Source organism: Pseudomonas sp. REST10 (assembly GCF_029542605.1).
GTDB lineage: Bacteria > Pseudomonadota > Gammaproteobacteria > Pseudomonadales > Pseudomonadaceae > Aquipseudomonas > Aquipseudomonas khazarica.
Genome location: NZ_CP035677.1, coordinates 1852824 through 1879499, shown reverse-complemented (window position 1 = coordinate 1879499; position 26676 = coordinate 1852824). Strand labels below are relative to the sequence as shown.

At 66.2% G+C, this 26676-nt stretch carries 25 protein-coding genes; 13 read left to right on the top strand and 12 right to left on the bottom strand.

The window, feature by feature from the left end; translation table 11 throughout:
* Nucleotides 1–18 precede the first annotated feature (18 nt).
* Complete coding sequence (locus EWH21_RS08830; RefSeq protein ID WP_152488274.1) at nucleotides 19–648, top strand: LysE family translocator; 630 nt, start codon at nucleotides 19–21, stop codon at nucleotides 646–648.
* Between the two features lie 162 nt (nucleotides 649–810).
* Here EWH21_RS08830 and EWH21_RS08825 read toward each other — a convergent pair whose 3' ends face one another.
* The gene (locus EWH21_RS08825) at nucleotides 811–1977 is read right to left on the bottom strand and encodes an MFS transporter (RefSeq protein WP_047586300.1); all 1167 of its coding nucleotides are present in this window, start codon (nucleotides 1975–1977) and stop codon (nucleotides 811–813) included.
* A 95-nt stretch (nucleotides 1978–2072) separates the two neighbouring features.
* Here EWH21_RS08825 and EWH21_RS08820 point away from each other — a divergent pair, with 95 nt between their 5' ends.
* Nucleotides 2073–2966, top strand: coding sequence for a LysR family transcriptional regulator (locus EWH21_RS08820; protein WP_277700304.1), 894 nt, complete (start codon nucleotides 2073–2075; stop codon nucleotides 2964–2966).
* A gap of 125 nt (nucleotides 2967–3091) precedes the next feature.
* On the opposite strand, the gene EWH21_RS08815 is transcribed toward EWH21_RS08820, so the two are convergent.
* Nucleotides 3092–3961: an AraC family transcriptional regulator gene (locus tag EWH21_RS08815; protein ID WP_152488272.1), complete on the bottom strand. Its 870-nt coding sequence runs from the start codon at nucleotides 3959–3961 to the stop codon at nucleotides 3092–3094.
* A gap of 128 nt (nucleotides 3962–4089) precedes the next feature.
* A complete protein-coding gene (locus EWH21_RS08810; protein WP_277700303.1) occupies nucleotides 4090–4602 on the bottom strand; it encodes a MarR family transcriptional regulator in 513 nt (170 codons plus the stop codon).
* Between the two features lie 85 nt (nucleotides 4603–4687).
* Here EWH21_RS08810 and EWH21_RS08805 point away from each other — a divergent pair, with 85 nt between their 5' ends.
* Together EWH21_RS08805 and EWH21_RS08800 are read left to right on the top strand one after the other, a co-directional pair.
* On the top strand, nucleotides 4688–5590 hold the full coding sequence (locus tag EWH21_RS08805; RefSeq protein ID WP_277700302.1) for a DMT family transporter: 903 nt from the start codon (nucleotides 4688–4690) through the stop codon (nucleotides 5588–5590).
* Nucleotides 5587–6759: a cyanate transporter gene (locus EWH21_RS08800; protein ID WP_277700301.1), complete on the top strand. Its 1173-nt coding sequence runs from the start codon at nucleotides 5587–5589 to the stop codon at nucleotides 6757–6759. The genes EWH21_RS08805 and EWH21_RS08800 overlap by 4 nt, the downstream gene beginning before the upstream one ends.
* A gap of 12 nt (nucleotides 6760–6771) precedes the next feature.
* Here the strand turns inward: EWH21_RS08800 and EWH21_RS08795 are convergent, their stop codons facing one another.
* The 3 genes from EWH21_RS08795 to fadD2 form a co-directional block, all read right to left on the bottom strand.
* The gene (locus EWH21_RS08795; protein WP_152488269.1) at nucleotides 6772–8457 is read right to left on the bottom strand and encodes a methyl-accepting chemotaxis protein; all 1686 of its coding nucleotides are present in this window, start codon (nucleotides 8455–8457) and stop codon (nucleotides 6772–6774) included.
* 313 nt (nucleotides 8458–8770) lie between these two features.
* Nucleotides 8771–10459 (bottom strand): long-chain-fatty-acid--CoA ligase FadD1, encoded by a 1689-nt coding sequence (gene fadD1 / locus EWH21_RS08790; RefSeq protein WP_152488268.1) that lies wholly within the window; start codon nucleotides 10457–10459, stop codon nucleotides 8771–8773.
* A gap of 404 nt (nucleotides 10460–10863) precedes the next feature.
* Entirely contained in the window at nucleotides 10864–12552 is a 1689-nt protein-coding gene (fadD2, locus tag EWH21_RS08785; protein ID WP_037048861.1) for a long-chain-fatty-acid--CoA ligase FadD2, read from the bottom strand.
* Between the two features lie 217 nt (nucleotides 12553–12769).
* Between fadD2 and EWH21_RS08780 the strand changes: the two genes are divergently transcribed.
* From EWH21_RS08780 to codA, 5 genes are all read left to right on the top strand, one after another.
* Entirely contained in the window at nucleotides 12770–13720 is a 951-nt protein-coding gene (locus EWH21_RS08780; RefSeq protein WP_037048863.1) for an alpha/beta hydrolase, read from the top strand.
* Nucleotides 13717–14187: a MaoC family dehydratase gene (locus EWH21_RS08775; RefSeq protein WP_037048873.1), complete on the top strand. Its 471-nt coding sequence runs from the start codon at nucleotides 13717–13719 to the stop codon at nucleotides 14185–14187. Before EWH21_RS08780 ends, EWH21_RS08775 begins: the two co-directional genes overlap by 4 nt.
* 208 nt (nucleotides 14188–14395) lie before the next feature.
* A complete protein-coding gene (gene codB / locus EWH21_RS08770; RefSeq protein ID WP_277700300.1) occupies nucleotides 14396–15667 on the top strand; it encodes a cytosine permease in 1272 nt (423 codons plus the stop codon).
* A complete protein-coding gene (locus tag EWH21_RS08765; RefSeq protein WP_277700299.1) occupies nucleotides 15664–16887 on the top strand; it encodes a PucR family transcriptional regulator in 1224 nt (407 codons plus the stop codon). The genes codB and EWH21_RS08765 overlap by 4 nt, the downstream gene beginning before the upstream one ends.
* Before the next feature lie 12 nt (nucleotides 16888–16899).
* On the top strand, nucleotides 16900–18135 hold the full coding sequence (gene codA / locus EWH21_RS08760; protein ID WP_179553788.1) for a cytosine deaminase: 1236 nt from the start codon (nucleotides 16900–16902) through the stop codon (nucleotides 18133–18135).
* 514 nt (nucleotides 18136–18649) lie between these two features.
* Here codA and EWH21_RS08755 read toward each other — a convergent pair.
* The 4 genes from EWH21_RS08755 to ccoM form a co-directional block, all read right to left on the bottom strand.
* Complete coding sequence (locus EWH21_RS08755; protein WP_179553787.1) at nucleotides 18650–19501, bottom strand: HlyD family secretion protein; 852 nt, start codon at nucleotides 19499–19501, stop codon at nucleotides 18650–18652.
* A 10-nt stretch (nucleotides 19502–19511) separates the two neighbouring features.
* Complete coding sequence (locus EWH21_RS08750; RefSeq protein ID WP_152488264.1) at nucleotides 19512–19715, bottom strand: DUF1656 domain-containing protein; 204 nt, start codon at nucleotides 19713–19715, stop codon at nucleotides 19512–19514.
* Nucleotides 19702–21690: an FUSC family protein gene (locus tag EWH21_RS08745; RefSeq protein ID WP_277700298.1), complete on the bottom strand. Its 1989-nt coding sequence runs from the start codon at nucleotides 21688–21690 to the stop codon at nucleotides 19702–19704. Before EWH21_RS08745 ends, EWH21_RS08750 begins: the two co-directional genes overlap by 14 nt.
* Nucleotides 21691–21897: 207 nt before the next feature.
* Entirely contained in the window at nucleotides 21898–22014 is a 117-nt protein-coding gene (ccoM, locus tag EWH21_RS08740) for a cytochrome c oxidase subunit CcoM (protein ID WP_017361612.1), read from the bottom strand.
* Nucleotides 22015–22286: 272 nt separating this feature from the next.
* On the opposite strand from ccoM, the gene EWH21_RS08735 reads away from it, so the two are divergent.
* From EWH21_RS08735 to EWH21_RS08720, 4 genes are read left to right on the top strand one after another with little or no spacing between them, the layout of a single operon-like run.
* On the top strand, nucleotides 22287–22928 hold the full coding sequence (locus EWH21_RS08735; RefSeq protein WP_037048895.1) for a TetR/AcrR family transcriptional regulator: 642 nt from the start codon (nucleotides 22287–22289) through the stop codon (nucleotides 22926–22928).
* Entirely contained in the window at nucleotides 22918–23880 is a 963-nt protein-coding gene (locus EWH21_RS08730; protein WP_277700297.1) for a biotin/lipoyl-binding protein, read from the top strand. Before EWH21_RS08735 ends, EWH21_RS08730 begins: the two co-directional genes overlap by 11 nt.
* Complete coding sequence (locus tag EWH21_RS08725) at nucleotides 23873–24811, top strand: ABC transporter ATP-binding protein (RefSeq protein ID WP_218571703.1); 939 nt, start codon at nucleotides 23873–23875, stop codon at nucleotides 24809–24811. Before EWH21_RS08730 ends, EWH21_RS08725 begins: the two co-directional genes overlap by 8 nt.
* The gene (locus tag EWH21_RS08720; protein ID WP_037048902.1) at nucleotides 24808–25893 is read left to right on the top strand and encodes an ABC transporter permease; all 1086 of its coding nucleotides are present in this window, start codon (nucleotides 24808–24810) and stop codon (nucleotides 25891–25893) included. Before EWH21_RS08725 ends, EWH21_RS08720 begins: the two co-directional genes overlap by 4 nt.
* 13 nt (nucleotides 25894–25906) lie before the next feature.
* Here EWH21_RS08720 and EWH21_RS08715 read toward each other — a convergent pair whose 3' ends face one another.
* Nucleotides 25907–26068 (bottom strand): hypothetical protein, encoded by a 162-nt coding sequence (locus EWH21_RS08715; RefSeq protein ID WP_167494330.1) that lies wholly within the window; start codon nucleotides 26066–26068, stop codon nucleotides 25907–25909.
* The gene (locus EWH21_RS08710; protein WP_037048905.1) at nucleotides 26065–26664 is read right to left on the bottom strand and encodes an alpha-ketoglutarate-dependent dioxygenase AlkB; all 600 of its coding nucleotides are present in this window, start codon (nucleotides 26662–26664) and stop codon (nucleotides 26065–26067) included. The genes EWH21_RS08715 and EWH21_RS08710 overlap by 4 nt, the downstream gene beginning before the upstream one ends.
* Nucleotides 26665–26676 lie beyond the last annotated feature (12 nt).

Sequence of the window (26676 nt, the reverse complement as noted above, 5' to 3'; positions counted from 1 at the left end):
GCAGGGTTGAGTGTGAATATGACGAACCTCGAGTTGTTCATCGGTGCATTGGTCGTGGTGTACGTGGTTCCCGGTCCGGACATGGTGCTGGTGTTGCAGACGTCCAGCATGCAGGGCCGCTGGCACGCCGTGGCGACGGCTCTCGGCCTCGCCCTGGCGCGGGCAGCGCATGTCTTGCTGGCGGCGATCGGCCTGGCCGTGCTGTTGAAAACCGTCTCCTGGGCATTCGACGTGGTCAGGCTGGCAGGTGCGCTGTACCTGATCTGGCTGGCCGTGAAGATCGCTCGCGCCCCCTCGCTGATAGCTGAGGCCTGCGCGCCGTTGCCTGCATCCTCCACCAGGGCCTATGGCGCTTCCGCCTGCCGCGGGCTGCTGACCAACATCAGCAACCCCAAGGCGCTGCTGTTCTGCTCGGTGCTTCTGCCACAGTTCGTCGATGCCAGTGCCGATGTGGCCGGCCAGTTCCTCGTGCTGGGTAGCGTGCTGGTGCTGACCGGCCTGCTTTTCGATCTGCTGTACGCCATGCTGGGCGCGGCGCTCGGGCATTGGATGCGCCGCTATCCACTGCTGCAGGTAGTGCAGCGCTGGACCTTCACCACCTTGCTGATGGGCTTCGGCCTGCGTCTGGCCATGGCGACGCGGCCCTGATAAGCGCTTGGCCTTGATCCGCAAACGGTGGATGAAAACAGCATCATCCACCCTACGGCGCCCTCGGGTAGGGTGGACAACGCGAAGCTTGTCCACCGCTCCTGCGCAACGAAAAAGGGGGCAGACCGGTTCAGTCTGCCCCCTTTTCTATCGCCGCCCTTGTTAGGCCACCGCAGCCGCTCCCGCCCTGGAACGCCAGGCAAACCCCAGCACCATCAGCAGCCCCAGCCCCGCCATTGCCGCGCCGGCCAAGGAGATTGCCGGATAGCCCAGCCCGACCTTGATCACCGCGCCGCCCAGCGCCGCGCCGATCGCGTTGCCCAGGTTGAAGGCACCGATATTCACCGCCGAGGCCAGGTTGGGCGCGTCCTTGGCTGCCTCCATCACGCGCATCTGCAGCGGCGGCACGATGGCGAAGCTGGCGATGCCCCAGATCAGGATGGCCACGGCAGCCGGCAGCGGCCAGCGCATCAGCACGGTGAACGCCAGCAGCACCAGGATCAGTGCACTCAACGAGACGATCAGGGTGCGGTCGACCGAACGGTCCGCCGCCTTGCCACCCCACATGTTGCCCAGCGTCAGGCCCACGCCGTACAGCACCAGCATGGCAGTGATGAAGGCGGTCGAGGCATGGGTTTCGCTGCTGAGGATCGGTGCGATATAGGTGAATACGGTGAACATGGCACTCGAACCGACCACCGTCAGTGCCAGCGCGGCCAGCACCGGGCCTCGGCCCAGCACGCGGATTTCGGCCAGCACGCCATCGCTCTTCGGCAGCGGCACGTTGGGCAGGGCGAACCACAGCGCCAGCATCGCCAGGACGCCCAGGCCGGTAATGCCCCAGAACGCGGTGCGCCAGCCGAACACTTCGCCAAACCAGGCGGCCAGCGGCACGCCGCCGATGGTCGCCAGGGTCAGGCCCATGAACATCGCCGCCACCGCGCCGGCGCGCTTGTCCGGCGCCACCACGCTGGCGGCGACGATGGAGCCGACGCCGAAGAAGGCGCCGTGGTTCAGCGAGGTCACCACCCGGGCAGTCAGCAGGGTGTAGTAGTCGGTGGCCAGGGCCGACATCAGGTTGCCCAAGGTGAAGATGGCCATCAGGCCGATCAGCAGGTAGCGCCGGGGAATCCTGCCGGTGGTCAGGGTCATCAGCGGCGCGCCGAGCAGCACGCCCAGCGCATAGGCGCTGACCAGCAGCCCGGCGGCCGGAATGGAAACGCCGAGATCGGCGGCGATACCCGGCAACATGCCCATGGGCGAGAACTCGGTGACGCCGATGCCGAAGGCACCGATGGCGAGTGCAACAAGGGGGGGATTGATACGCATGCAAAGGCTCCTCATCTATGCCGCGAATGCTAGGATCCAAACCCTGAACGCGGTAGATGGCATTTCTGGCAAACACCTTTGCCTATGGAGCACAAATGGATTTCAACGGCAGGTCAGGCGAAATGCTCGTGTTCGTCACCGTCGCGGAGCAAGGCAGCCTGTCGGCCGCCGCTCGCGCACTGGGGCTGACACCTTCGGCCGTCAGCCGGATCATCGCGCGCACCGAACAGCGCCTCGGCACCCGCCTGCTGCTGCGCACCACCCGCGCGCTCACCTTCACCGCCGAGGGTGAAGCCTACCTGCGCGGCGCGCGGCGCATCCTCGCCGACCTGGCGGAAGTCGAAGAGGCCATTGCCGATCAGGGCGTACCACGAGGCCGCCTGCGTGTGAGTGCAGCCCTCGGCCATGGCCGGATGACCATCGTGCCGCTGGTCGCGGCCTTCATTGCCCGCTATCCGAACATCACCGTCGACCTGTCCCTGGGCGACGAGGTGGTCGACATTCTCGGCGGCCAGGCCGACGTGGCGGTGCGTTTCGGCCACCTGCCCGACAGCCCACTGACTGCCCGCCGCATTGGTGAAACCGGCCAGGTGGTGGTGGCCTCCCCCGCTTACCTGGAACGCCACGGCACACCGCAGCAACCGGAAGACCTGTTGCAGCACAACTGCCTGCGCTTCAACTTCCGCCGCGCCGAGCCCAACTGGCCCTTCATCCGCGAAGGCCAGGGGTTTTCCCTGAAGGTCTGCGGCAACATCGCATGCAGCAGCGGCGAGGCGCTGGCGCAACTCGCCCGAGAGGGTGCAGGCATCACGCGCATCGGCGAGTTCAGCGTGACCGAGGACCTGCAACGCGGCGATCTCGTGCCACTGCTGCAGGCCTTCAACCCCGACGACCGGGAGCCGATTCACGCAGTGTTCGTCGGCGGCACCGCCATGCCGGCGCGGGTGCGGGTATTCGTGGATTTCCTGGTTGAACAGCACAGCATGTGAACGGCCGAGGCACAGGCTGGCACCCAAGCAGAGCATGGGAACCAGCCCGTAGACAGCGCCTGACGAAGGTTAAGCGCAGCTCTCGGCCGACAGCTCAGTCAAGCGTTGATGCTTCCTCGTGATCGCTAACGCAACGGCACATAAATATCCGTTTGCCACTGGTCCTTGGGCGTCTCGGGGTACACGCTCAGGTATTCAAAGAACAGCGGCTGGTCGCGCAGTTCCTCGCCGCTGTTCGGCAGCCAATCGCGGTAGATCGGATAGATCGTCTCACCGATATGATCCGGGGAGCCCGCATGCCGCACCACGGCATAACGCCCACCCGGTATTGTCAGCTCACGAATGTTGAATTCGTTCACGGCCACGGTCTCTCGAATCTCGCCGCAAATGGCGAAACGAAATTCGTGCGCGGGCGTGGTATCCGGGTTGCCGTATGGGATGCCGAAGGAGCGGTTCGATTCCACCGGCGATTGCCCGCTTTGCATGCGCCACTGGATGAAGGTATCGACGCTCCGGTCGACCAGTTCGGGAGGGCCGCAATGCTCCAGAGCGGCGACTCGCACAGGGGAGATATTCACGATTTGTACTTGCATGGCAACAGTCCTTGAAAAATGAGGGATGACGAAGACCGTATTCCACACATGCCAACTGGGTGCCTTTCTGAACGCGCGGGGCGACATGCCAAACGCTCGCCTGAACGCCCGGCTGAACGCTTCAGGGCTTTCAAAACCCGCCTGGAGGGCAGCGTTCAAGACCGAAAGCTCTGCTCGGGCCAGCAAACCATGGGCAGCGCGCCGCAGTCGCATCAGTTGCACATAACGTGAAACCGGTACGCCAACGAACGCGCCGAACTGTCGATGGAAGTGAAACGGCGAAAAGCTGGCCACCTGACTCAGCGCGCTGACCGAGAGATCGCCATCGAGGTGGGCATCGATATAGGCGAGCACGGCATCGAAACGCTGTGTGTAAGCAGAGGACGGTGATCGAGCAGACACGGTGCATAGATTCCTGAAATACGGTGAGCGCCAGCGTAGGCAATGGCGCCGCTCCCGCGCCTAGCCGCACTTGCTCAGTTGGCTCGTTGCCCTCTCACCCAGGCGGCGCAGAAGCGCAGCCGCATCACCTAGCCCTGCGCCTCCTCCTCGCGCGCCTTGACCCCCGCCAGCAACTTGCCATGCAACGCATGCAACGTTCGCTGCTCGTCGGCGGTCAACCCTGCAAGCACGCGCTGCAGATTGGCCACGTGCGCCGTGATGATGCCGTCGATCAGCTCGAAGCCCGCCGCCGTCAGCGCCACCAGGACACCGCGACGGTCGCTAGGATGCTTGCGCCGCTCGATCAGACCGGCCTTTTCCAGGCGGTCGATGCGGCTGGTCATGCCCCCCGAGGAAATCATCGCGCTCTCGTACAGCGCAGTCGGCATCAACGCATAGGGTTCGCCCGAACGGCGCAGGGTAGCGAGCAGGTCGAACTCACCGCCCTGCAGGCCATGCTCGGCGAAGAACGGCAGCAGGTGATCGCGGCTGATCAGCAGGCTCAACTCCCCCAGGCGGCCAATGACGGCCATGGAGAAAGCATCGAGATCGGGTCGTTGCTGCTGCCACTGCTCGGCAGCCAGTTGTGCGCGGTCTTGCATGTCGTCCTCGATTTATCTTGCCATCAAGATACTTTTCAAAAAGAATGTCGCCATCGTAACGTATTCACGCCAAGGAGGCATCCCCATGCCAGGTTCACGCTCCAGATCATTTCTGGCCCTGTCACTGCTGTTCACCATCGGCGCGCTGATGGGACTGACCACCAATCTGGTGAAGATCGCCGGCACGCAGGGCTGGCCACCTCTCGCCTACCTGCTGTGGAGCCTGCTCGGCAGCGGCCTGCTGCTGCTGGCGCTCAGCTGGCTGCGCGGTGAGCGGCCCGGCCTGGGTGCCACCTCGCTGCGCTACTACCTGGCCTCCGGGCTGCTCAGCATCACCCTGCCCAATGGCCTGATGTTCAGTTCGATCCCGCACGTCGGCGCCGGCTTCGCGGCCATGTGCCTGGCCTTTCCGCCCCTGGTCACCTACCTGCTGGCCCTGGCCCTGCGCATGGAGGGCCCCAGCCGGATTCGCCTGCTGGGCATCTGCGTCGGCCTGCTCGGCAGCGTGCTGCTGGCGCTGGGCAAGCTGCACAGCGGCGACAGCCCCTACCTGTGGGTGTTGGCGGCGCTCTGCGTGCCGGTGTTCCTCGCCCTGGGCAACATCTACCGTTCCCGCTACTGGCCACAAGGCGCCAGCCCGCTGTCTCTGGCGCCCGGCATGCTGCTCGGCGGCGCCTTGCTGCTGGTCCCCCTGAGCGGGCTGGGGTTCGATCTGCAACCCCGTCTGCACGCTGCCAGCGCGATCGCTCTGCTGGCCGTACAGACGGCCCTGTTCGCCATGGTCTACGCGCTGTTCTTCGTGCTGCAGAAGCTCGCCGGCGCGGTGTTCCTCAGCCAGATAGGCTCGGTGGCGGCGATCATCGGCGCGGCCATGGCCATCGGCCTGTTCGGTGAGAACGGCAGCCTGTCGATGCTGCTGGCCGCCGTGTGCATCGTCGGCGGCGTGCTGCTGGTCGCCTCGCGCGGCACCAAGGAGGCCCAAGCATGAAACGCCAGGCTCTGTTACTGCTCGCCATCGTCCTGCTCGGCCTCAACCTGCGGCCGGCGCTGGCCGCCATCGGCCCGCTGCTCGACCGCATCCAGCTCGATACCGGACTGGATCACGTCACCGCCAGCCTGCTGACCAGCGTGCCCGTGGTCATCATGGGGCTGGGGGCGCTGGCCTGCGGCCCTCTGCGCAGGCGCCTTGGCGACAACGGCGGGATTCTGCTCGGTGTGCTGCTGATCGCCCTCGCCTCGCTGCTGCGTGGTCTGTTGCCCGCAGCCTCTACGCTGCTCGTCAGTGCGGTGCTGGCCGGCGCAGGCATCGCCTTCGTCCAGGCCCTGCTACCCGGTCTGATCAAGTCGCGCTTCGCCGCCGACAGTGGCCGCCTGATCGGCTTCTACAGCTGCGCGATCATGGCCGGCGCTGCGTTCGGTGCGGCCTTCACCCCCTGGCTGGTCCAGTCGCTGGGCTGGGCCTGGGCCCTGGCAGGCTGGACGCTGCCCGCCCTGCTGGCGGCAGCGGTGTGGCGTCGCGCCGCGCCCTCCGCTGGCGCAAGCGCCGTCGCCAGCGCCCCGCCGCTGGTGGCCTGGCGCTGGCCCCGGGCCTGGCTGCTGATGAGCTTCTTCGGCATCGGCACCGCCGGCTACACCCTGGTGCTGGCCTGGCTGCCGCCCTACTACACCGCCCTGGGCTGGAGCGCCCAGGCCAGTGGCCTGTTGCTGGCCGCGCTGACCCTGTGCGAGGTCGTAGCCGGTCTGCTGCTATCCAGCCTGCTGCCGCGTTTTCCTGACCGCCGGCCGCTGCTGGCGGCGGTACTGCTGTCGCTGCTGGCCGGCCTGATCGGCCTGCAGCTGGCGCCGGAAACCCTGGTGGTGCCCGTCGCCCTGCTCCTGGGTGTCGGTATCGGCGGTCTGTTCCCGCTGTCGCTGGTGGTGGCCCAGGATCACCTGGACGATCCGCGGCAGACGGGGGATCTGCTGGCTTTCGTCCAGGGCGGCGGCTATCTGATCGCGGCGTGCGCACCGCTGCTGGCGGGTCTGCTACGGCACTACAGCACGGACCTGAGCCTGAGCTGGCAGCTGATGGCGCTGGCCACCCTGGTGCTGATGGTCATGGCCGTGCGCTTCAGCCCGCCTCGGCAACAGCGTCCGCTGGACGCGCTGACGGACTGAAGCGCCCGGCACTCAGACGCGGAACTGGCCGACCAGGCCCTGCAGGCGCCCGCCCAGGCCGTCGAGATCACGAGCGGCCTGCGCGCCCTGCTCCGCATCGCTGGCGACCTCGTCCACCGCGACGGCGATCTGGTGCACGCTGCGGTTGATCTCCTCGGCCACGGCGGTCTGCTCCTCGGCGGCACTGGCGATCTGCGCGTTCATCGAGTTGATGGTGCCGATCAACACCGCGATGCTGTCCAGCGCCTCGCCGGCATGGCTGGCCTGCTCGCGGGTGCTCTCTCCCATCTGACTGGCGCGCTGCATCGCCGCCACGGCCTCGCCCGTGGCATTCTGCAGACGGTCGATCATGCCCTGGATCTCGCCAGTGCTCTGCTGGGTACGGCTGGCCAGGGCGCGGACCTCATCGGCCACCACGGCGAAGCCTCGCCCCGCCTCGCCGGCTCGCGCAGCCTCGATGGCCGCATTGAGCGCCAGCAGGTTGGTCTGGTCGGCGATCGCACGAATCACCTCCAGCACGCTGACGATGCCCTGTACGTCGCGACGCAGGCTGTCCAGTGACTCGCTGCTGCTGCGCACCTCGCCGACCAGGTCGTGGATGTGGGCGATGCTGCCATCCACCACGCGCTTGGCATCCTGGCCCTGCTGGTCGGTCTCGCGCGCCGCCTCGGCGGCACGCTGGGCACTCTGCGCCACCTCGTGGGCCGCAGCGGACATCTCGTTGATGGCGGTGGCGACCTGATCGGTCTCCTGACGCTGCCCGGCCATCGCCTGTTCGGAGCGCTGTGCCTGACTGGACACGCCACCGACCAGACCGAAGAGCTGATCGGTGGTCACCGATACCTGCTGCACCAGCGCATGAATCTTGGCGACGAAGGCGTTGAACGAACTCGCCAGCTCGCCCAGCTCATCCTGGCTGGTGACCGGCAGGCGCTGGGTCAGGTCGCCCTCCCCGGCTGCCATGTCATCGAGCTTGCTCTTGATCAGCTGCACCGGCTTGGTGATCGACGCCGCCAGCGGCAGGGACAGCAGGGCCAGCACCAGCAGCAGGCCGATCGCGGAGCCGGCCATGACCATCAGCAGGCGGTCGACGCTGTGCTGGAACTGCCCCCGCGCCGCCTGGACATCCCGCTCGACCCCGTCGAGATTGACCGAGGTGCCGAAGACCATCTTCCACTTGGGCAGGTAGTGCGAGTAACCGACCTTGGCCACCAGCACCTTGCCGTCGCCCAACACGAAGCTGTAGTCAACGTAGTGGCTGCTATCCATGCCGGCTCGCACCAGCTCGCGAATGGCATAGACGCCATTGGGGTCGCGGTAGCCGCTGAAGTCCTCGCCGATGCGGTCGTTGGTATTGCCCTGCAGCACGCGATGGACGTTGCTGTCGTAGCCCCAGAAATAGCCATCCGCCCCGTAGGACAGGCGCTTGAGCACCTCGACGGCCTGGGCGCGCGCGTTCATGTCGCCATCGGCGGAGGCCTGGTACAGCGGATCGATCGCGTTGACCGCCAGTTCCACGTACTGCTTGATCTCCGCCTTGCGGTCCGCCACCAGCTTGGCTCGGGTCTGCGCCTCCTGCTGGTCGGCCAGATTGCCGAGGACGACGAACGCGATGGAACTGAGCAGCAGGGTCAACAGGCAGATAGGACCAAACGCCAGCAGCAGCACTTTGGAACGCAGACGCAGAGAGAAGATCATGGGCAGTACACCTTTACCGGCGCTTTGATGTTATAGAGCCGGCATATTGCCAATATGACGGCGTCAAAAAAACAGAGAAAAGCAAAAACTGGTATGACCAGCCTCGTCTCATAATGGAATGACTATCTCGTATCTGGTCACGGAGTGCCTGATCAGGATCAATGGTCATGCTGGCAGCAGCGCATCTCGCTGATGCCTGCAATCCCCTCGGGGCGGCCAGCACCGCCGCGTGCACGGCCGGCAGGATTGCCTGCCAGGAATGACGGGCAATAAAAAACCCGCCGTAGCGGGTTTTTCGTTCAACGCGGTCGCGTCACTTCTTGCCCAGTTTCTTCAGCTCTTCGTCACGCAGCTCGCGGCGCAGGATCTTGCCGACGTTGGTGGTGGGCAGCACGTCGCGGAACTCCACGGCCTTGGGCACCTTGTAGCCGGTCAGGTTGGCACGCATGTGCTCCATCACCTGCTCCTTGGTCAGGCTCTCGCCCGGCTTGACCACCACGAACACCTTGATCGCCTCGCCGGACTTCTCGTCCGGCACGCCGATGGCCGCGCACTGCAGCACGCCCGGCAGGGTCGCCAGGACGTCTTCCAGCTCGTTCGGATAGACGTTGAAGCCGGACACCAGAATCATGTCCTTCTTGCGGTCGACGATACGCAGGTAGCCGTCTTCCTGGATCAGGCCGATGTCACCGGTCTTCAGCCAGCCGTCGGCACCGAGGATCTCGTCGGTCGCTTCCTGGCGCTGCCAGTAGCCCTTCATCACCTGCGGCCCTTTCACGCACAGCTCGCCGATCTCGCCGATGGCCAGGTCCTGGCCTTCGTCGTTGATGGTCTTGCACAGGGTCGAAGGCAGCGGAATGCCGATGGTGCCCAGCTGGATGGCGCTGAACGGGTTGACCGTGGCCACCGGGCTGGTCTCGGTCATGCCGAAGCCTTCGCAGATGGCGCAGCCGGTGACTTCCTTCCAGCGTTCGGCGGTAGCCAGTTGCAGGGCCATGCCGCCGGAGAAGGTCGCCTTCAGGCTGGAGAAGTCCAGCTTGCGGAAGTCTTCGTTGTTGCACAGGGCAACGAACAGGGTGTTGAGGCCGACGAACCCGGTGAAGCGGTACTTGGCCAGGTCCTTGACCACCGACGGCAGGTCGCGCGGGTTGGTCAGCAGGACATTGTGGCCACCGATCAGCATCATCGCCATGCAATGGAAGGTAAAGGCGTAGATGTGGTACAGCGGCAGCGGCGCGATCAGCACCTCGCAACCCTCATCGAGGTTGGCGCCCATCAGCTCCTTGACCTGCAGCATGTTGGCGACCAGGTTGCGGTGCGTGAGCATCGCGCCCTTGGCCACACCGGTGGTACCGCCGGTGTACTGCAGCACGGCGATATCGCCGTTGCTCGGCTTGGCTTCGTTGAAGCTCTGGCCACGGCCCTTGGCCAGGGCGTCATTGAGCTTGATGGCGTGCGGCAGGTTGTAGGCCGGCACCATCTTCTTCACGTGCTTGATCACGAAGTTGACCAGCAGACGCTTGAACGTCGGCAGCATGTCGCCCACTTCGGTGACCAGGACGGTCTTCACCCCGGTCTTCGGCACCACCTGTTCGGCCAGGTGCGCCATGTTGGCCAGGCAGATCAGCGCCTTGGCGCCGGAGTCGTTGAACTGATGTTCCATTTCCCGCGCGGTGTACAGCGGGTTGGTGTTGACCACCACCAGGCCGGCACGCATGGCGCCGAAAACCACGACGGGGTACTGCAGCACGTTGGGCAGCTGCACGGCGATGCGATCGCCCGGCTTGAGGTCGGTGTGCTGCTGCAGATAGGCCGCGAAATCACCGGAGAGCTGGTAGATCTCGCCGTAGGTGAGCGTCTTGCCCAGGTTGCTGAAAGCAGGCTTGTCGGCGAAGCGTTGGCAGGACTCTTTCAATACCGCGAGGATGTTCGGGTACTGGTCGGGATTGATTTCGGCAGCGACCCCAACGGGATACTTGTCCTTCCAGAAGTTTTCGGTCATGGAAGCCCACTCCTAAGCAACAGCTGATCTTCACCGCGCGCAGGCGGTTGTTTGTTGTGTGTTTAGCTCGCTTTCCCGCTGGCCAGGGGCCCGGAAGCGCGCCGAGAGTAGCAGCTTTACCGGAGGCTCACCAGCACCAAGCATGGCCTGCGGAGTCAGAAAAATGACCAGAAAACACCATCCAGTCACAACCCAACTTTCGCTCTGAGAATCGAACAAAGGCCTCTAGCTCGGCTTATGCAGCGCGCAGAGCCTAACCTGAACAGGCGTCAGGCACAGTGCTGGGCTCGACGAAACGAGGCTTGCCACCCTGCCGGTGGTTACCAAATCACAACAAATGCTCCGCCGTGCTGGCGGACAGAGGCGGGAAAACCTCTCCCCCGGGCCGGGGGAGAGGTTTCGGCTCAGGCGATGTCGCGCAGCTCGCGACGCAGGATCTTGCCCACCGGCGTCATCGGCAGGGCGTCCTTGAACACGATGTGCTTGGGCACCTTGTAGCCGGTGAAGTTTTCCTTGCAGTAGGCCTTGAGCTCTTCCACGGTCACCCCGCCATCGCGCGGCACCACGAACAGCTTGACCACTTCCCCGGACTTCTCGTCCGGCACGCCGATGGCCGCGCAGCTGGCGACCTTCGGGTGAGCCATGACCACGTCCTCGATCTCGTTGGGATACACGTTGAAGCCGGAGACGATGATCATGTCCTTCTTACGGTCGACGATGCGCACGAAGCCATCCGGGTCGATCACGGCGATATCGCCGGTCTTGAACCAGCCGTCGGCATCCAGCACCTCGGCCGTGGCCTCCTCGCGCTGCCAGTAGCCCTTCATCACCTGCGGCCCCTGGATACACAGCTCACCACGATCGCCCAGGGGCTGCTCGTTGCCCTCGTCGTCGATCACCTTGAACGCGGTACCCGGCACCGGAATGCCGACGGTGCCCAGGCGCGCCTTGTCGCCATAGGGGTTGGTACTGGCGACCGGCGAGGTCTCGGTCAGGCCGTAGCCCTCCACCACGGTGCAACCGGTCATCTGCTGCCAGCGCTCGGCGGTGGCCTTGACCAGCGCGGTACCGCCGGAGTTGGTGACCTTGAGGTGGGAGAAATCGAGGTTCTTGAACTCGGGATGATCCATCAGCGCGACGAACAGGGTATTCAGGCCCAGCAGGGCGGAGAACTTCCATTTGCCCAGTTCCTTGACGAAACCGGGGATGTCGCGCGGGTTGGTGATCAGCACGTTATGGTTGCCGTTGACCATCATGCACATGCAGTTCGCGGTGAAGGCATAGATGTGGTACAGCGGCAGCGGCGCGATCATGATCTCCTGGCCCTGCTTCATCAGCGGCGTACCGTCCGGGCCGAGCTGCGACAGGCAGGCATCGACCTGCAGCATGTTCGCCACCAGGTTGCCGTGCGTGAGCATCGCGCCCTTGGCCACGCCGGTGGTGCCACCGGTGTACTGCAGCACGGCGACATCCTCGTGGCTGGCGGTGACCGGCGCCAGCGCCTGGCCGTGCCCCTGCCTGAGCACCTGCTTGAAGGCGATGGCCTGCGGCAGGTGGTAGTCGGGCACCATCTTCTTGACCTTCTTCACCACGGTGTTGACCAGCCAGCCCTTGAGGCTCGGCAGCAGGTCACCCATCCGCGCTTCGATCAGGTACTCGATCTCGGTGTCCGGCAGCACTTCCTGCACCAGCTTGCCGAACATGTTCAGGTACACCAGCGCACGCACGCCGGCGTCCTTGAACTGGTGGCGCATCTCGCGCGCGGTGTACAGCGGGTTGGTGTTGACCACGATGAGGCCGGCGCGCATGGCACCGAACACGGCGATCGGGTATTGCAGCACGTTGGGCATCTGCACGGCGATGCGGTCGCCCGGCTTGAGGTCGGTGTGCTTCTGCAGGTAGGCGGCGAAGGCAGCGGAGAGACGGTCCAGCTCGGCGTAGGTCAGCGTGACACCGAGGTTGCTGAAGGCAGGGCGGTCAGCGAAACGCTTGCAGGAGCGCTCGAAGACTTCGATCACCGACTTGTAGCTGGACAGGTCGATATCGTTGGGCACGCCAGGGGCGCGTTTGTCGTTCCAGAAATCAGGTTGCATTGTTCTTGTCCTCTTCCCCTGAAGTGATCTGACTGGCCGGAAAGTAGCAGCTTAGAGCTGAACCGCATATAGCTCGAAGGCGTCATTGATGGGCTGAATTTCGCAATAAATGTAGCGATTCGTAACCGATCTTTGGCATTCGCGAATAAACCGCGACGCTTTGCCTGATGACGAGCAAGGTGCACAATGCCGCCAACCTTCGGCACAAGGATTCGCCATGCGCCACGACGCCTTCACCCTCAACGCCAGCGACGGCCTGCCGCTGCACGTCAACCACTGGTACGGCGATGAGCCACCCCGTGCGATGGTCATGCTTGCCCACGGCATGGCCGAGCACAGCCTGCGCTACGAACGGCTGGCCGAAGCCCTGGTGACGGCGGGCTTCGCCCTCTACGCCCTGGACCAGCGCGGCCATGGCCGCACGGCCGAACGCGGCACCCTGGGGCATTACGCCGACGAGGACGGCTGGAGCAAGGTCGTCGGCGACCTCTCCACCCTCAATCACCACATTCGCCAGCAGCATCCGCACACGCCGATCTTCCTCTTCGGCCACAGCATGGGCAGCTACATCGGCATTGCCTACCTCATGGGCCACAGCTGCAGCCTGCAGGGCGCCGTGCTTTCCGGCTCCAACTACCAGCCCGTGGCGCTGTACAAGGCGGCACGCCTGATCGCCGGTTTCGAACGCTGGCGCCTGGGCGCGAAAGGCCGCAGCAAGGTCATCGACTTTCTCTCCTTCGGCTCGTTCAACAAGGCGTTCAAGCCCAACCGCACCGCCTTCGACTGGCTCAGCCGTGACCCGGCAGAAGTGGACAAATACGTGACCGATCCGCTGTGCGGGTTCGTCTGCACCACGCAGTTGTGGTGCGACCTGCTCGACGGCCTGCAACACATCACGCCCCCCGCCAACCTGGCGCAGATCGATGCCGACCTGCCGCTGCTGGTCATCGGCGGCTCGCGTGATCCGGTCAGCGACGGCAAGCGCCTGGGTGACCTGGCTGGCGCCCTGCGTGAGGCCGGCGTGCGCGACGTGCAACTGAAACTTTATCCCGAGGCCCGCCACGAGTTGCTCAACGAGAGCAACCGCGACGAGGTCACCGCCCATCTGATCGACTGGCTGCAACAGGCATTGAGCCACGGTCGCAAGCCCACTCAGGAGTGTTCATGACCCAGGTAACCAACATCCCCTACGAGGCGCTCGAAATCGGCCAGCAGGCCAGCTTCGAAAAGCAGGTGGAAGAACGTGACGTGCAGCTGTTCGCCGCCGTGTCCGGCGACAACAATCCGGTACACCTGGACGCCGCCTTCGCCGCCGAGACGATGTTCAAGGAGCGCATCGCCCACGGCATGTTCACCGGCGCGCTGATCAGCGCCGCCATCGCCTGCAACCTGCCAGGCCCGGGCACCATCTACCTCGGCCAGCAGCTGAAGTTCACCCGCCCGGTGAAACTCGGCGACACCCTGACCGTGAAGCTGGAAGTGCTGGAGAAACTGCCGAAGAACCGCGTGCGCATCGCCACCCGCGTGTTCAACCAGGACGGCAAGCAAGTGGTCGACGGCGAAGCCGAAGTGCTCGCCCCGAGCGCCGAGCAGACCGTGACCATGCCGCCGATGCCGCAGGTGACCGTCGCCTGATCCGCTGCACACTGGTGCGCGGCAGCAGCGCCGCGCACCACTTTTGTTCTACACTCACAAGCCTTGAGCGATCTGGCACTCCAGAAGTGCAATTCCTTGTGCGCTTTGCACAAACCCCTTTGACTACCTTGCCAAGCGGCCATGCCCGCTGACTCTGGCACGTCCCCTGCTATCGCCAAGGCCTACCCCCCCTACCGGAGCCAGGTCCATGAGCAACGCCACCCCCGATAGCGACTACCCTCTGAGCGAGGTCCCCAGCGGCGCCCGCAAGGGGCTGTTCTCCACTGCCATCCTGTTGTTCGGTTTCACCTTCTTCACCGCCACCATGTTCGCCGGCGGCAAGATCGGCATGGCCTTCGATTTCACCACCCTGCTCTGGGCCGCAGTGATCGGCAACCTGCTGCTGGGCCTGTACGCGGCCGCACTGGGTTTCATCGCCTGCCGCAGCGGCTTGAACTCGGTGCTGATGGGGCGTTTCTGCTTCGGCGAAGTGGGCAGCAAGCTGTCCGACATGCTTCTGGGTTTCACCCAGATCGGCTGGTACGCCTGGGGCACGGCGACCGTCGCCATCGTCCTGGTGAAGATCCTCGGCCTGCCGGAGGGCCTGACCATCCCGCTGATGGTGTTGTTCGGCTTCGCTTTCTGCCTCACCGCCTTCGTCGGCTACAAGGGCCTGGACCTGCTCTCGCGCGTCGCCGTGCCGGCCATGCTGGTGCTGCTGGTGGCGTCGCTGTGGATCGCCACCCGTGACGTCGGCGGCCTCGCCGGGCTGCTGGCGGTGGAGCCGTCCGAGAGCATGAGCCTGAGCGTGGCCATCACCCTGGTGTTCGGCACCTTCGTCAGCGGCGCCACCCAGGCGACCAACTGGACCCGTTTCGCCCGGAGCGGCCGCGTCGCGGTGCTGGCCAGCCTGCTCGGCTTCTTCATCGGCAATGGCCTGATGATCGTCGCCGGTGCCTACGGTGCCATCGTCTACCAGCAACCGGACGTGGTCGAGGTGCTGGTGCTGCAGGGTCTGTCCATGGCCGCCGTGATCATGCTGTTTCTCAACCTGTGGACCACCCAGGACAACACCATCTACAACTTCGCCGCCGCCGGCTGCAACCTGCTGCGCACCGGCAAGCGCAAGACCGTGACCCTGGCCGGTGCCGGCATCGGCACGCTGCTGGCCATCGGCGGCATGTACGAACTGCTGATCCCCTTCCTGATCCTGCTCGGCTCGATCATCCCGCCGATTGGTGGCGTGATCATGGCCGACTACTTCTACGGTCACCGCGCACGCTACCCGAAACTGGCCGACGCCCGCCTGCCGGCCTTCAACTGGGTCGGCCTCGGCGCCTACCTGATCGGTGCGCTGAGCGCCTACTTCTCGCCCTGGGTCGCGCCACTGGTCGGCATCGCGGTGGCGGCGCTGGCCTATGTCGCACTGTTCGAGCTGAACAAGGCACTGGCGGGCCGTCAGCAGGTCGCCGGCGCGTGAGCCTGACCGTCGCCGACGTACTCGCCCTGCCGGATCTGGCCAGCATGCGCCTGCGTGCCGGCCAGGCCGGACGCGACAATGCCGTGCGCTGGCCCTACGTGGCCGAGAACGAGGGCATTGCCGACTGGGTGATGGGCGGCGAACTGATCTTCGTCACCGGCATCAACCATCCGCGCGACGAAGCCAACCTGCTGCGTCTGGTGCGCGAGGGCCACGAACGCATCGTCGCCGGCATGGTCATCCTCACCGGCGCCGAATACATCCAGGCGATCCCGCCCAGCGTGATCGCAGAGGCCGAGCGCCTGGGCCTGCCGCTGATCGAGCAGCCCTATGCCCTGAAGATGGTGGTGGTCACCCAGGCCATCGGCACCGCGCTGGTCCATGCGCAGCAACTGGGCCGCTCGCGCCAGCACGTGCTGGAGCAGGTGCTCGATGGCGACTACCAGTCGCTGGACCTGCTCCAGCAGCGCGGCGACAGCCTCGGCCTGGCGCTGCACGTGCCGCGTCAGGTGGCACTGCTGCGCCTCGACGGCAGCGAGCAGCTGTTCGGCGACCTGGCCGGCGAAGACGCCGAGCGCCAGTTGCAGAGCCGCCAGCAACTGCTGCAACGGCGCCTGGAGCAGAGCTTGGGCGAGCGTGGCGAGGCGCTGCCACTGGTCAGCCAGGGCCGGCACTGGATCGCCCTGCTGCCCTGCCCCACGCCACAGGATGAAGCGCGCAACCGCCAGGTGATGACTGCACTGCTCGACGAGCTGCGCCCGCAACTCGGCCCGCTGCGGCTGTTTCTCGGCCTCGGCAGCGCCGGCTGCGACGCCCCGCGCTTCGCCCAGGGCCTGGGTGAGGCGCGCCAGGCACTGGCCGTGGCGCAGCGTTTCCCGGAGCGCCTGGGGCTGTGCAGTTTCAACGAGCTGGGCGTGCTGGAGCTGCTGGGCGCGATCCGCGATCGCAGCCTGCTCGACCGCTTCGTCGAGCGCGTGCTCGGCCCGCTGATCGGCGACGACTCGCGCCACCAGCCGGTGCTGATGCCGACGCTGGAGGCCTGGTTCGCCGAGAACGGCAACCTGGCCCTGGCCGCGCAGCGCCTGAACGTTCACCGCAATACCCTGAGCTACCGTCTACAGCGCATCGAAGCGCTGACCGGCTGCTCCTTCGATACCCCGCACGACCGCCTGAACATCAGCGTCGCGCTGCTGATCCGGCGCCTGTCGTCGCCTGCCTGAGAGGAACCCAGCATGATCATCCACAACGCCCGCCTGCGTGGCCGCGACGGCCTGTACCGCATCACCCTGAACGGCGCCGAGATCGCCGCCATCGACATCCAGACCGCCAGTGCCACCCCGGCGGCGGACGACCTCGACGCGGCCGGCAACCTGGTAGTGCCGCCATTCGTCGAACCGCACATCCACCTCGACGCCACGCTGACCGCCGGCGAGCCGGCCTGGAACATGAGCGGCACGCTGTTCGAAGGCATCGAGCGCTGGGCCGAGCGCAAGGCACTGGTGACCCATGAAGACACCAAGACCCGCGCCAAGAAGACCATCGACATGCTGGTCGACCACGGCATCCAGCACGTACGCACCCACGTCGACGTCACCGACCCGACCCTGGCGGCGCTCAAGGCCATGCTCGAGGTGCGCGAGGAAACCCGCCACCTGATCGACCTGCAGATCGTCGCCTTCCCCCAGGAAGGCATCGAGTCCTACGCGAACGGTCGCGCCCTGATGGAGCAGGCCATCGAACTGGGCGCCGACGTGGTCGGCGGCATCCCGCACTTCGAGAACACCCGCGACCAGGGCGTGTCGTCGATCAAGTTCCTCATGGAGCTGGCCGAACGCACGGGCTGCCTGGTGGACGTGCACTGCGACGAGACCGACGACCCGCAGTCGCGCTTTCTCGAGGTGCTGGCCGAGGAAGCCCGCGTGCGTGGCATGGGCGCGCGCGTCACCGCCAGCCATACCACGGCCATGGGTTCCTACGACAACGCCTACTGCTCCAAGCTGTTCCGCCTGCTGAAGATGAGCGGCATCAGCTTCGTCTCCTGCCCCACCGAGAGCATCCACTTGCAGGGCCGCTTCGACACCTACCCGAAACGCCGCGGCCTGACCCGCGTGGCCGAGATCGACCGCGCCGGGATGAACGTCTGCTTCGGTCAGGACTCCATCGTCGACCCCTGGTACCCGCTGGGCAACGGCAACATCCTGCGCATCCTCGAGGCCGGCCTGCATATCTGCCACATGCTCGGCTACGACGACCTCAAGCGCAGCCTGGACCTGATCACCGACAACTCGGCGCGCGCGCTGAACCTGGGCGAACGCTACGGCCTGGAAGTCGGCCGCCCGGCCAACCTGCTGATTCTCTCGGCGCCGGACGACTACGAGATGGTGCGCAGCCAGGGCCACGCCCTGGTGTCGGTGCGCCACGGCAAGGTGCTGATGCGGCGTACCCCAGCCAGCATCGAACGCAGTTGATCACGTTCCTTGGCGCGCAGGGTGGATGACGCTCCATTCATCCACCATCGCATCACACCGTAGCCGGCCGTCGAGCGAAGCGATGCCCAGGCGACAACAACCACGCCCAGCTGGTGGACAAGCTTCGCGTTGTCCACCCTACACACCTCGCCGTAGGGTGGATGACGCTCCATCCATCCACCAGCGCACCACCCCGTAGCCGGCCCTCGAGCGAAGCGACACCCAGGCGACAACAACCGCGCCCAAGCGGTGGACAAGCTTCGCGTTGTCCACTCTACGCACCTCGCCGTAGGGTGGATGACGCTCCATCCATCCACCAGCGCATCACCCCGTAGCCGGGCGTTGCGCAAAGCGACACCCAGGCGACAACAACCACGCCCAGACGGTGGACAAGCTTCGCGTTGTCCACCCTACGACCCTAGGCACGCAACAGCGGTACCGTGGGAGGGGCTTCAGCCGCGAGCCCCCATGAAGAGCTCGCGGCTGAAGCCGCTCCTACAATTGCGAGAGCACCCTACTCCACCCGCACGCTGGCGGTCATGCCGGCACTCAGGGCGATGTCTTCGGGCAGGCTGGTCAGCTTGATGCGCACCGGAATGCGCTGCGCCAGGCGCACCCAGTTGAAGGTCGGCTCGACATCCGCCAGCAGCTGCCCATCCGGGCTGGCGTTGCGGTCGGTGATGCCACGGCTGATGCTCTCCACCTCGCCGCGAATCTCGTCCGTGCCGCCCATCAGCCAGACCTCGACCGGCGCGCCGACCTGGATGCGCGGCAACTTGGTTTCCTCGAAATAGGCCTGCACGTAGAACGACTGGGTGTCGACCAGGGCCATGACCGCCTGCCCGGCCTTGACGTAGTTGCCCTGCGCCAGGACCAGGTTGGTCACCTGGCCATCGCGCGGTGCACGCACTTCGCTGCGCGCCAGGTTCAGCTCGGCGATACGCAGGTCGGCCTGCGCCTCGCGGTATTCGCCACGCGCCATCTCGGCGCTGATCTTGGCGTTGTCCAGCAGTTCGGCGCTGATCGCCTTGGCGCCCAGACGCGAGCGGCGCAACGCCTCGTGCTCACGCAGGCTGAGCTGCTGGCGGCGGATGTCCACCACGGCCTGGGCCTTCTCCACCGCAGCCTGGTAACGATCGCGATCGATGGTCATCAGCAGGTCGCCGGCCTTGACCTGCTGGTTGTCGCGCACCTTGAGCTCGAGCACCCAGCCGGACACGTCCGGGGCGATGGTCACCACATCCGCGCGCACCCGGGCGTCACGCGTCCAGGGCGAATACATGTAGTGCTGCCAGATCCACGAGCCGGCGAAGATCGCCGCCGCCACCATGGCCAGAGTGATACCGACACGAATGGTCGAATGCATGCTTCTCTCCTCAACGCGCCAGGACGGCCATCACGGCCGCCAGGACGCAGACATATAGGGCACAGTCGAACAGGGCCTCGTGCCAGATCCAGCGCGTCAGCCCGATGCGCTGCAAGCCGAGGCGCAACGCGCCGGTCAGCAGCAGCGCCAATACCGCGTAGATCGCCATGGGGCTCAGCAACACGCCGCCCAGCGACCACTCATGCAAGCCCATGGGCTTCTCCTCTCAGGTGACACCACTGGCGCCAGCCGTTCTGCAATTGCGACAGGGCGGCGTCGGCCAGGCGCCGTTCGATGCTCGGCGCCAGGGCAGCCAGCGCCTGGCGCAGCTCGGTCGCGGGCGCATCCAGCGCATCCCGACGGCCCGGCGTCGGGCCCCGCTCCAGCACCTCGTCCAGCTGCTGCAGGAAACGCTGTTGCGCCTGCGTCAGGTCGGCGTCGACATGCGCCAGGCAGGCGCGCAGGTGCAGCAACTCGTCACCCAGATCGAGCCCGGCGACACCATCGTCCCAGCGGCTGCGCGCACGGTCCGGTCGTGCCGGGTAGTGCCGCGCCAGCTGCAACAGGCGATCGGCCATGCGCCCGCCGAACCAGTTCTCCGCACGCCCCAGGTCACGCCGGGTCAGGCGGCCGAGATCGAGCAGGATGGCCTGCATCAGGCGCCGGCCATGCCACACCGGGTCACGCAGGCCGATCAGCTTGAAGGCCAGCACCGCACAGCCCACGCCCAGCAGCATGCCGGGGGCCTCGTTGAGGAAGTAGGCCACGTCATAGCCGACACCGGCCGGCGGCAGGCAGAGCACGATCAGGTGCAGGCAGAACGAGGTCGAGGTCGCCGCCAGCGCTGGCTTGGCCATGCCCAGGACGCCGAAGAACAGTGGCACCCCGAGCACCAGGGCGAGCATGGGGAAACCGTCGATCTGCGGCATCAGGATCTGCCCGACGAAGAACGCCACCGGCAGCGCATAGAAAATGCCGCGCAGGAACATCATGCCGATGGCCGGGGCCGCCTCCAGCCGGGCGAACAGGCTGCAGACCACCGCGCCGAGCAGCATCGCACCGATCGCGTGGGTCCAGCCGGTGGCCATCCAGAATGCGGCCAGCGCCAGAAAGGTCAGGCCGCTGCGCGCGCCATAGACCAGCGCCGTCTGCCAGTCGTAGTGCCAGGACAGCGCTCGCGGCGCATCCTCCGGTGCCTGACCCTGCTCCACCGCCTGCAGCGCGCGACGAGCCTCAGCGACGCGCAGCAGGAGAACGGCCAGGCGCTCCAGGCACAGCTGCTGGGTGGCGCTCAGGGTCTCGTCCAGCGCCGCCTCGCGCAGGCGAGCGAGCAGTTCGGAGAGTTCCCCGGGCTGTGCCTGCAACTGCGCCTGCACCTCCTGCAGCCAGGGCGCGACCCGCTGCGCCTCGTCGGCACCGAGCTGTCGCCATTGCCGTGCCACGCCACGGGCCAGGCGCAGCATGCCGAGCAGGTCGCGACTGAGCACACGCAGGGCGATGGCCCGCTGGCGCCCCCGCTCGCCTTCGAACCAGGCATGTTCGCGCTGGGCGTCCACGGCGACGATACGCGCCAGCACTTCCAGCAGGCCCTGGCGCGAGTCGCCCTCCTCCCCGGCCAGGGCCTGGCACACGGCCTTGACGCCGGCCAGCCAGGTGTCGCGCGCCTGCTGTACCAGCTGCCGCTCGACCCGCTGCGGCCAGAGCAGGGCGCTGCTCAGCGTGGCGCAGACCAGCCCCAGGCAGATCTCGGTGGAGCGGGCGATGGCTTCGTCGAAGATCACATGGGGCTTGCCGATGGCCGGCAGGCCGATGATCGCCACCGTGTAGCCGGCCAGGACGAAGGAATAGGCCCAGGCGCTGCGCAGCATGGTCGAAACGGCGGTACAGAGCGCCAGCCACAGGGCGAAGGCGAGCAGGAACAGCCAGGGTGTCTGGGCGAACAGGGCCATCATCACCACGGCCATGAAGGTGCCGACCATGGTACCGAGCAACCGCGCCAGGCCCTTCTGCACCACCATGCCGGACAGCGGCTGGGCGACGATGAAGGCCGTCATCAGCGCCCATTGCGGCTGTTCGAGGCCGAGCCGCAGCGCGAGCCATAGCGCCAGCCCGCCGCCAAGCAACGTCTTGACGGCGAACTGAACAGCCTGGGCACTGGGCGCCAGGAAAGCCTGCAGGGAATCTCGCATGGACAGGGATTCGGAACGTGACGATCTGAAGATAGACGACGGCTCGAGCGAGCAGCCAAACAAAGCCAATTATTAGCTAGCTATCTAATTTCGTCCAGCCCCCTGCCCAACTTTCCCTGCCAGGAGACCGTCAACCGGAACGACAGGCAAAAAAATGGGCGACCGAAGTCGCCCGAATTGCCTTGCGTGCCCAGTTGACCGGAAGGATCAGCTCTGCTTGCGCTTGTGAGCATCCTTCCAGATGAAGTAACCAACACCCCCGAAGAACGCGACCATCAGAAGAACGGTGCCGACTCCGGCGAGAACCACTGTATCGACGAACATGGCTGCCTCCTGTTGTGCCTGTCTGTCTGGGATGGCTTCACGTTATCAGCGCCAGCCCCGACACCATTGATCTGGATCAATGCTCGCCACCCCCTCACCCGACGGTTGCCCGGGAAACTGATCCAGGTCAACGAAACCACCCCAACGCAGCACGCCAAGGCCTGCCACTGCCCCTTGCACAGGGCCGGCGCCCCGCTCGTCGACATCGCAGCTTGCGCTTGCACAAAAATTAATTGAGTATTTAATTAATAATTTTCCAGGACCTTCCAGCCATGCCCCGCCCACGCACTCCAGGTCGTCCCAGCGGTGAAGCGCAGCAGCGTGAACGCCTGCTCGACGCCGCCTGCCAACGCTTCGCCCAGCAGGGCATCCAGGCCAGCAGCCTGCGCGGCATCGCCGAGGCCGCGCAGGTGACGCCGGCACTCATCCACTACTACTTCGGCAACAAGCCCAAGCTGACCCAAGCGGTGATCGACGAGCGCCTGATGCCCGAGTTCGAGCGCCTCGCCGGATGCCTGGAGCAGGCCGGCGATACCCCGCTGGAACAGGTCCGCACGCTGGTCACCGAACTGGCGGCCATCGTGGCGAAACATCCCTGGCTCCCGCAGCTGTGGGCGCGGGAAGTGCTCACCGAAGGGGGCGCCCTGCGCAGCCTGCTGACCCAGCGCATCGCTCCCTTGCTGCCGCTGCGCCTGGCCCAGCGTTTCGCTGCGGCGCAGCAACGCGGCGAGCTGCACGACGCCATCGACCCTCGCCTGCTGGTGGTCTCGCTGATCGGCGCCACCATGCTGCCCTACGCCGCCGCTCCGCTCTGGCGCGGCATCTTCGCCAGCGCCGAGATCGCCGACCAGAGGATGGTCGAGCACACCCTGGCGCTGTTCGCCCATGGACTGGAGGTGCCTGATGGCCATTGATCGACGACTGCTCTGCCTGCTGCTGGTGCTGCCATTGGCCGCCTGCAACGAACCGGCGCAGCAACCGCTGCTGGGCACCCTGGAGTGGGACCGCATCGGCCTGCCTGCCGAGGTTTCGGAGCGCGTGCTGGAGTGGAAGGTCAGCGAAGGCGAGCAGGTCGTGTCCGGCCAGTTGCTGCTGGAGCTCGACCCGCGCCGGCTGGACGCCCGCGTCCGTCAGGCCGAGGCCGAGCTGAACCAGGCCAACGCCCGTCTGGAAGAGCTGAGCAACGGCGCACGTATCGAACAGATCCAGGCCGCCAGCGCCAGCCTCCAGCAGGCCAGGGCCGAACGTGACGAAGCCGTGCGCGACGAACGCCGCATCAGCGCCCTGTATGCCCGTGGCCAGGTGGCCGTGGCCGAGCGTGACCGCGCCCGCGCCGCCCGCGACCGCCTGGTGGCCGCCAGTGAGGCCAGCGCCGCCCGCCTGCGCGAACTGACCAACGGCACTCGCCCGGAGCAGGTCGAACAGGCCAGCGCCGCCGTCGAAGCCGCCACCGCACAGCTGGAACGACTGCGCCTGGACCGCGAACACCTGAGCCTGCACGCACCGCGCTCCGGTCGCGTCGACGCCCTGCCGTTCCACCCCGGCGATCAGCCACCGATGAACGCGGAACTGGTCAGCCTGCTGGTCGGCGAGGCGCCCTATGCGCGCCTGTTCGTACCCGCCTCGGTACGCCCGACGCTGGCCATCGGCGCTACCCTGCGGGTCCGGGTCGAAGGTCATGAACGACCGCTGCAGGCACGCATCCGCAGCATCGCCAGCGAAGCCAGCTTCACCCCCTACTACGCCCTCAACGGCGATGACGCCAGCCGCCTGACCTACCGCGCCGAAGCCGTGCTGCTGGGTGACGAGGCCCGCGATCTGCCAGCCGGCCTGCCGCTGCAGGCGGAGCGTAGCGACGATGAGTGAGACGGTGATCCGCGCCAGCGGCCTGAGCAAGCGCTTCGGCGATCTGACCGCCGTCGACGGCCTCGACCTGCGCGTCGAGCGTGCCGAGGTATTCGGCTTCCTCGGTCCCAACGGCTGCGGCAAGTCGACCACCATCCGCATGCTCTGCGGTCTGCTGCTGCCCAGCGCGGGAGAGATCGAGGTGCTGGGCTACCGGATTCCGCAGGATGCCGAAGCGCTCAAGCGACGCATCGGCTACATGACGCAGAAATTCTCGCTGTACGAGGACCTGACGGTGGCCGAGAACCTCGATTTTCTCGCCAGCATCCAGGGCCTGGGGCGGGCGCAGGCACGCAGACGGGTCGCGGAACTGCTCGAGCGCTACTGGCTGGGCGACCTGCGTGACCGCCTGTCCGGCACCCTCAGCGGCGGCCAGAAACAGCGCCTGGCCCTGGCCGGCGCCGTGCTGCACGAGCCCGACCTGCTGCTGCTCGACGAACCGACCAGCGCCGTCGACCCGCAGTCACGCCGGGAATTCTGGGACTCGCTGTTCGAGCTGGCCGAAGCCGGTACGACCCTGCTGGTCTCGACCCATTACATGGACGAGGCCGAACGCTGCACCCGCCTGGGCATACTCGACAGCGGGCGACTGGTCGCCGACGGCAGCCCCGCCGAGCTGATGGCGCGCCTGCCCGGACAACCGCTGCTGGTGGAATGCGCCCAGCCGCGCCAGGCGCAACGGGCGCTGCAAGGCCTGCCGGCGATCTATGCCAGCGCGCAGATCGGCGCCTCGCTGCGTCTGCTCAGCGCCACCGACGATGCCCGCGAGCAGGTCGAACGGCGTCTGGCCGAGGCTGGCGTGCAGGCACGGGTCCGCGCGACCGAAGCGAATCTGGAGGATGTCTTCGTCGCCGTGACGCGCCGCCCCGACATCCAGGGAGCGAAGCCATGAACCTGCGTCGACTGGCCGCCATCGTGCTCAAGGAACTGCGCCAACTGCGCCGCGACCGCCTGACCTTCGCCATGATCGTCGGCATTCCCGTGATGCAGCTGGTGCTGTTCGGCTATGCCATCAATCTCGACGTGCGCGGCCTGCCCAGCGCCGTGCTCGATCAGGCCAATACGGCCCACTCGCGCGAAGTGGTGGCCGAGATCGGCGCGAGCCAGGTGCTCGACCTGCGCTACCGGCTGTCGAGCGAGCAGCAACTGCAGACGCTGCTGCGGCGGGGCGAGATCAGCGCCGCGCTGGTCATCCCCGCCGATTTCGAGACGCGCCTGGCCCGCCCCAACCCCGAGCGCACGCCCCTGCAACTGGTGGTCGACGGCTCCGACCAGGTGGTCCAGGCCTCGGCGCGGCAACTGGCGAGCTACCCGCTACCCGGTTGGCACGCCACGCCGTCGATGACGGTGGTGAACTTCTACAACCCCGAACGCCTGGCACCCCTGAACACCGTGCCCGGCCTGATCGGCGTGATCCTGACCATGACCATGGTGCTGTTCACCGCCATCGCCCTGGTGCGCGAGCGCGAACGCGGCAACATGGAAATGCTCATCACCACGCCGGTCTCGCCCTGGGAGCTGACGCTGGGCAAGGTGCTGCCGTTCGTCGGCATCGGCCTGGTGCAGGTGACGGTCGTCCTGCTGGTCGGCTGGCAACTCTTCGCCGTGCCGGTGCGCGGCTCGCTGCTGGCGCTGTACGCGGCGTCACTGCTGTTCATCTTCGCCAGCCTGACCCTTGGCGTCTTCATCTCGACGCTGGCGCGCAGTCAGTTCCAGGCGATGCAGATGGCCTTCTTCACCTTCCTGCCGCAGATATTGCTGTCAGGTTTCATGTTTCCCTTCGCCGGGATGCCCAAGGCCGCGCAGTGGCTGGCCGAGGTGCTGCCGCTGACGCATTTCCTGCGCCTGGCGCGCGGCATCATGCTGCGCAACGCGACCCTGGCCGAACTCTGGGTGGAGGTGCTGGCACTGAGCGTCTTCACCCTGGCGATGCTGGTGATCGCGGTATCCCGCGTGCGCAAGCGCCTGGACTGAGCAGGCTGGCGGCTCAGCGTTTCTTCGGTTTGCTCTTCGACTTCTTCTTGCCCTTGCCCAGTGGCAGGACCTGCTCGAAGACCTGACGCATGTCGTTGAGGCGCTTGTCGTTGAGGTCGTGGATACGCTTGTCGCGCTCGGCGGCGAAGTCGATCAGTTTTTCGTCATTGCTCATAGCGGAAACCGGATCAGGCGAAAGGTCAGATTCAGGCGCGGCGCGCAGGCTTGGCGCGTCTTCGCCACTTGATGTTGCCAATGATGCTGGGTCGGCCCGCGCATGACCAGTAGCGAGCCATGCTCCAGGGTCAGCGAATGCTCGATGCGCGTGGCGCCCACGCGGCGCAGGTCGAAGCGCCGGCTGCCGCCCAGGTTGAGCGAGGCGATCAGCGGCTCGCGCCCCAGTTCGGGCTCGGCGTCGCTGTGCCAGCCCATGGAGTCCTGGCCGTCGCGGTAGTAGTTGAGCAGCACGGCGTTAAGCGCCTGCCCCACCTCGGCCATGAGCCGCTGGCGGATGTCGTCGAGCAGCGCCGTCCACGGCAGCGGCTCGTGCACCTTCCCGGAATAGCGATAACGTGCCTCGGGCTCGCCATACCAGGCGGTCAGGCGCGGCGTGCGGTGGTAACGCCCATGGATGAACAGCTCCGGCTGCTGCCAGGGCGTCTGCTCGACCAGCGCCTGCAGCCAGCGCTCGGCCAGCGCCGCGTCCACCCAGCCAGGCAGGTAGTCCAGCTCGGCATCGGCGATGGCGGGTAACGGGTCGGCGAACAGCATGAAGATCTACAC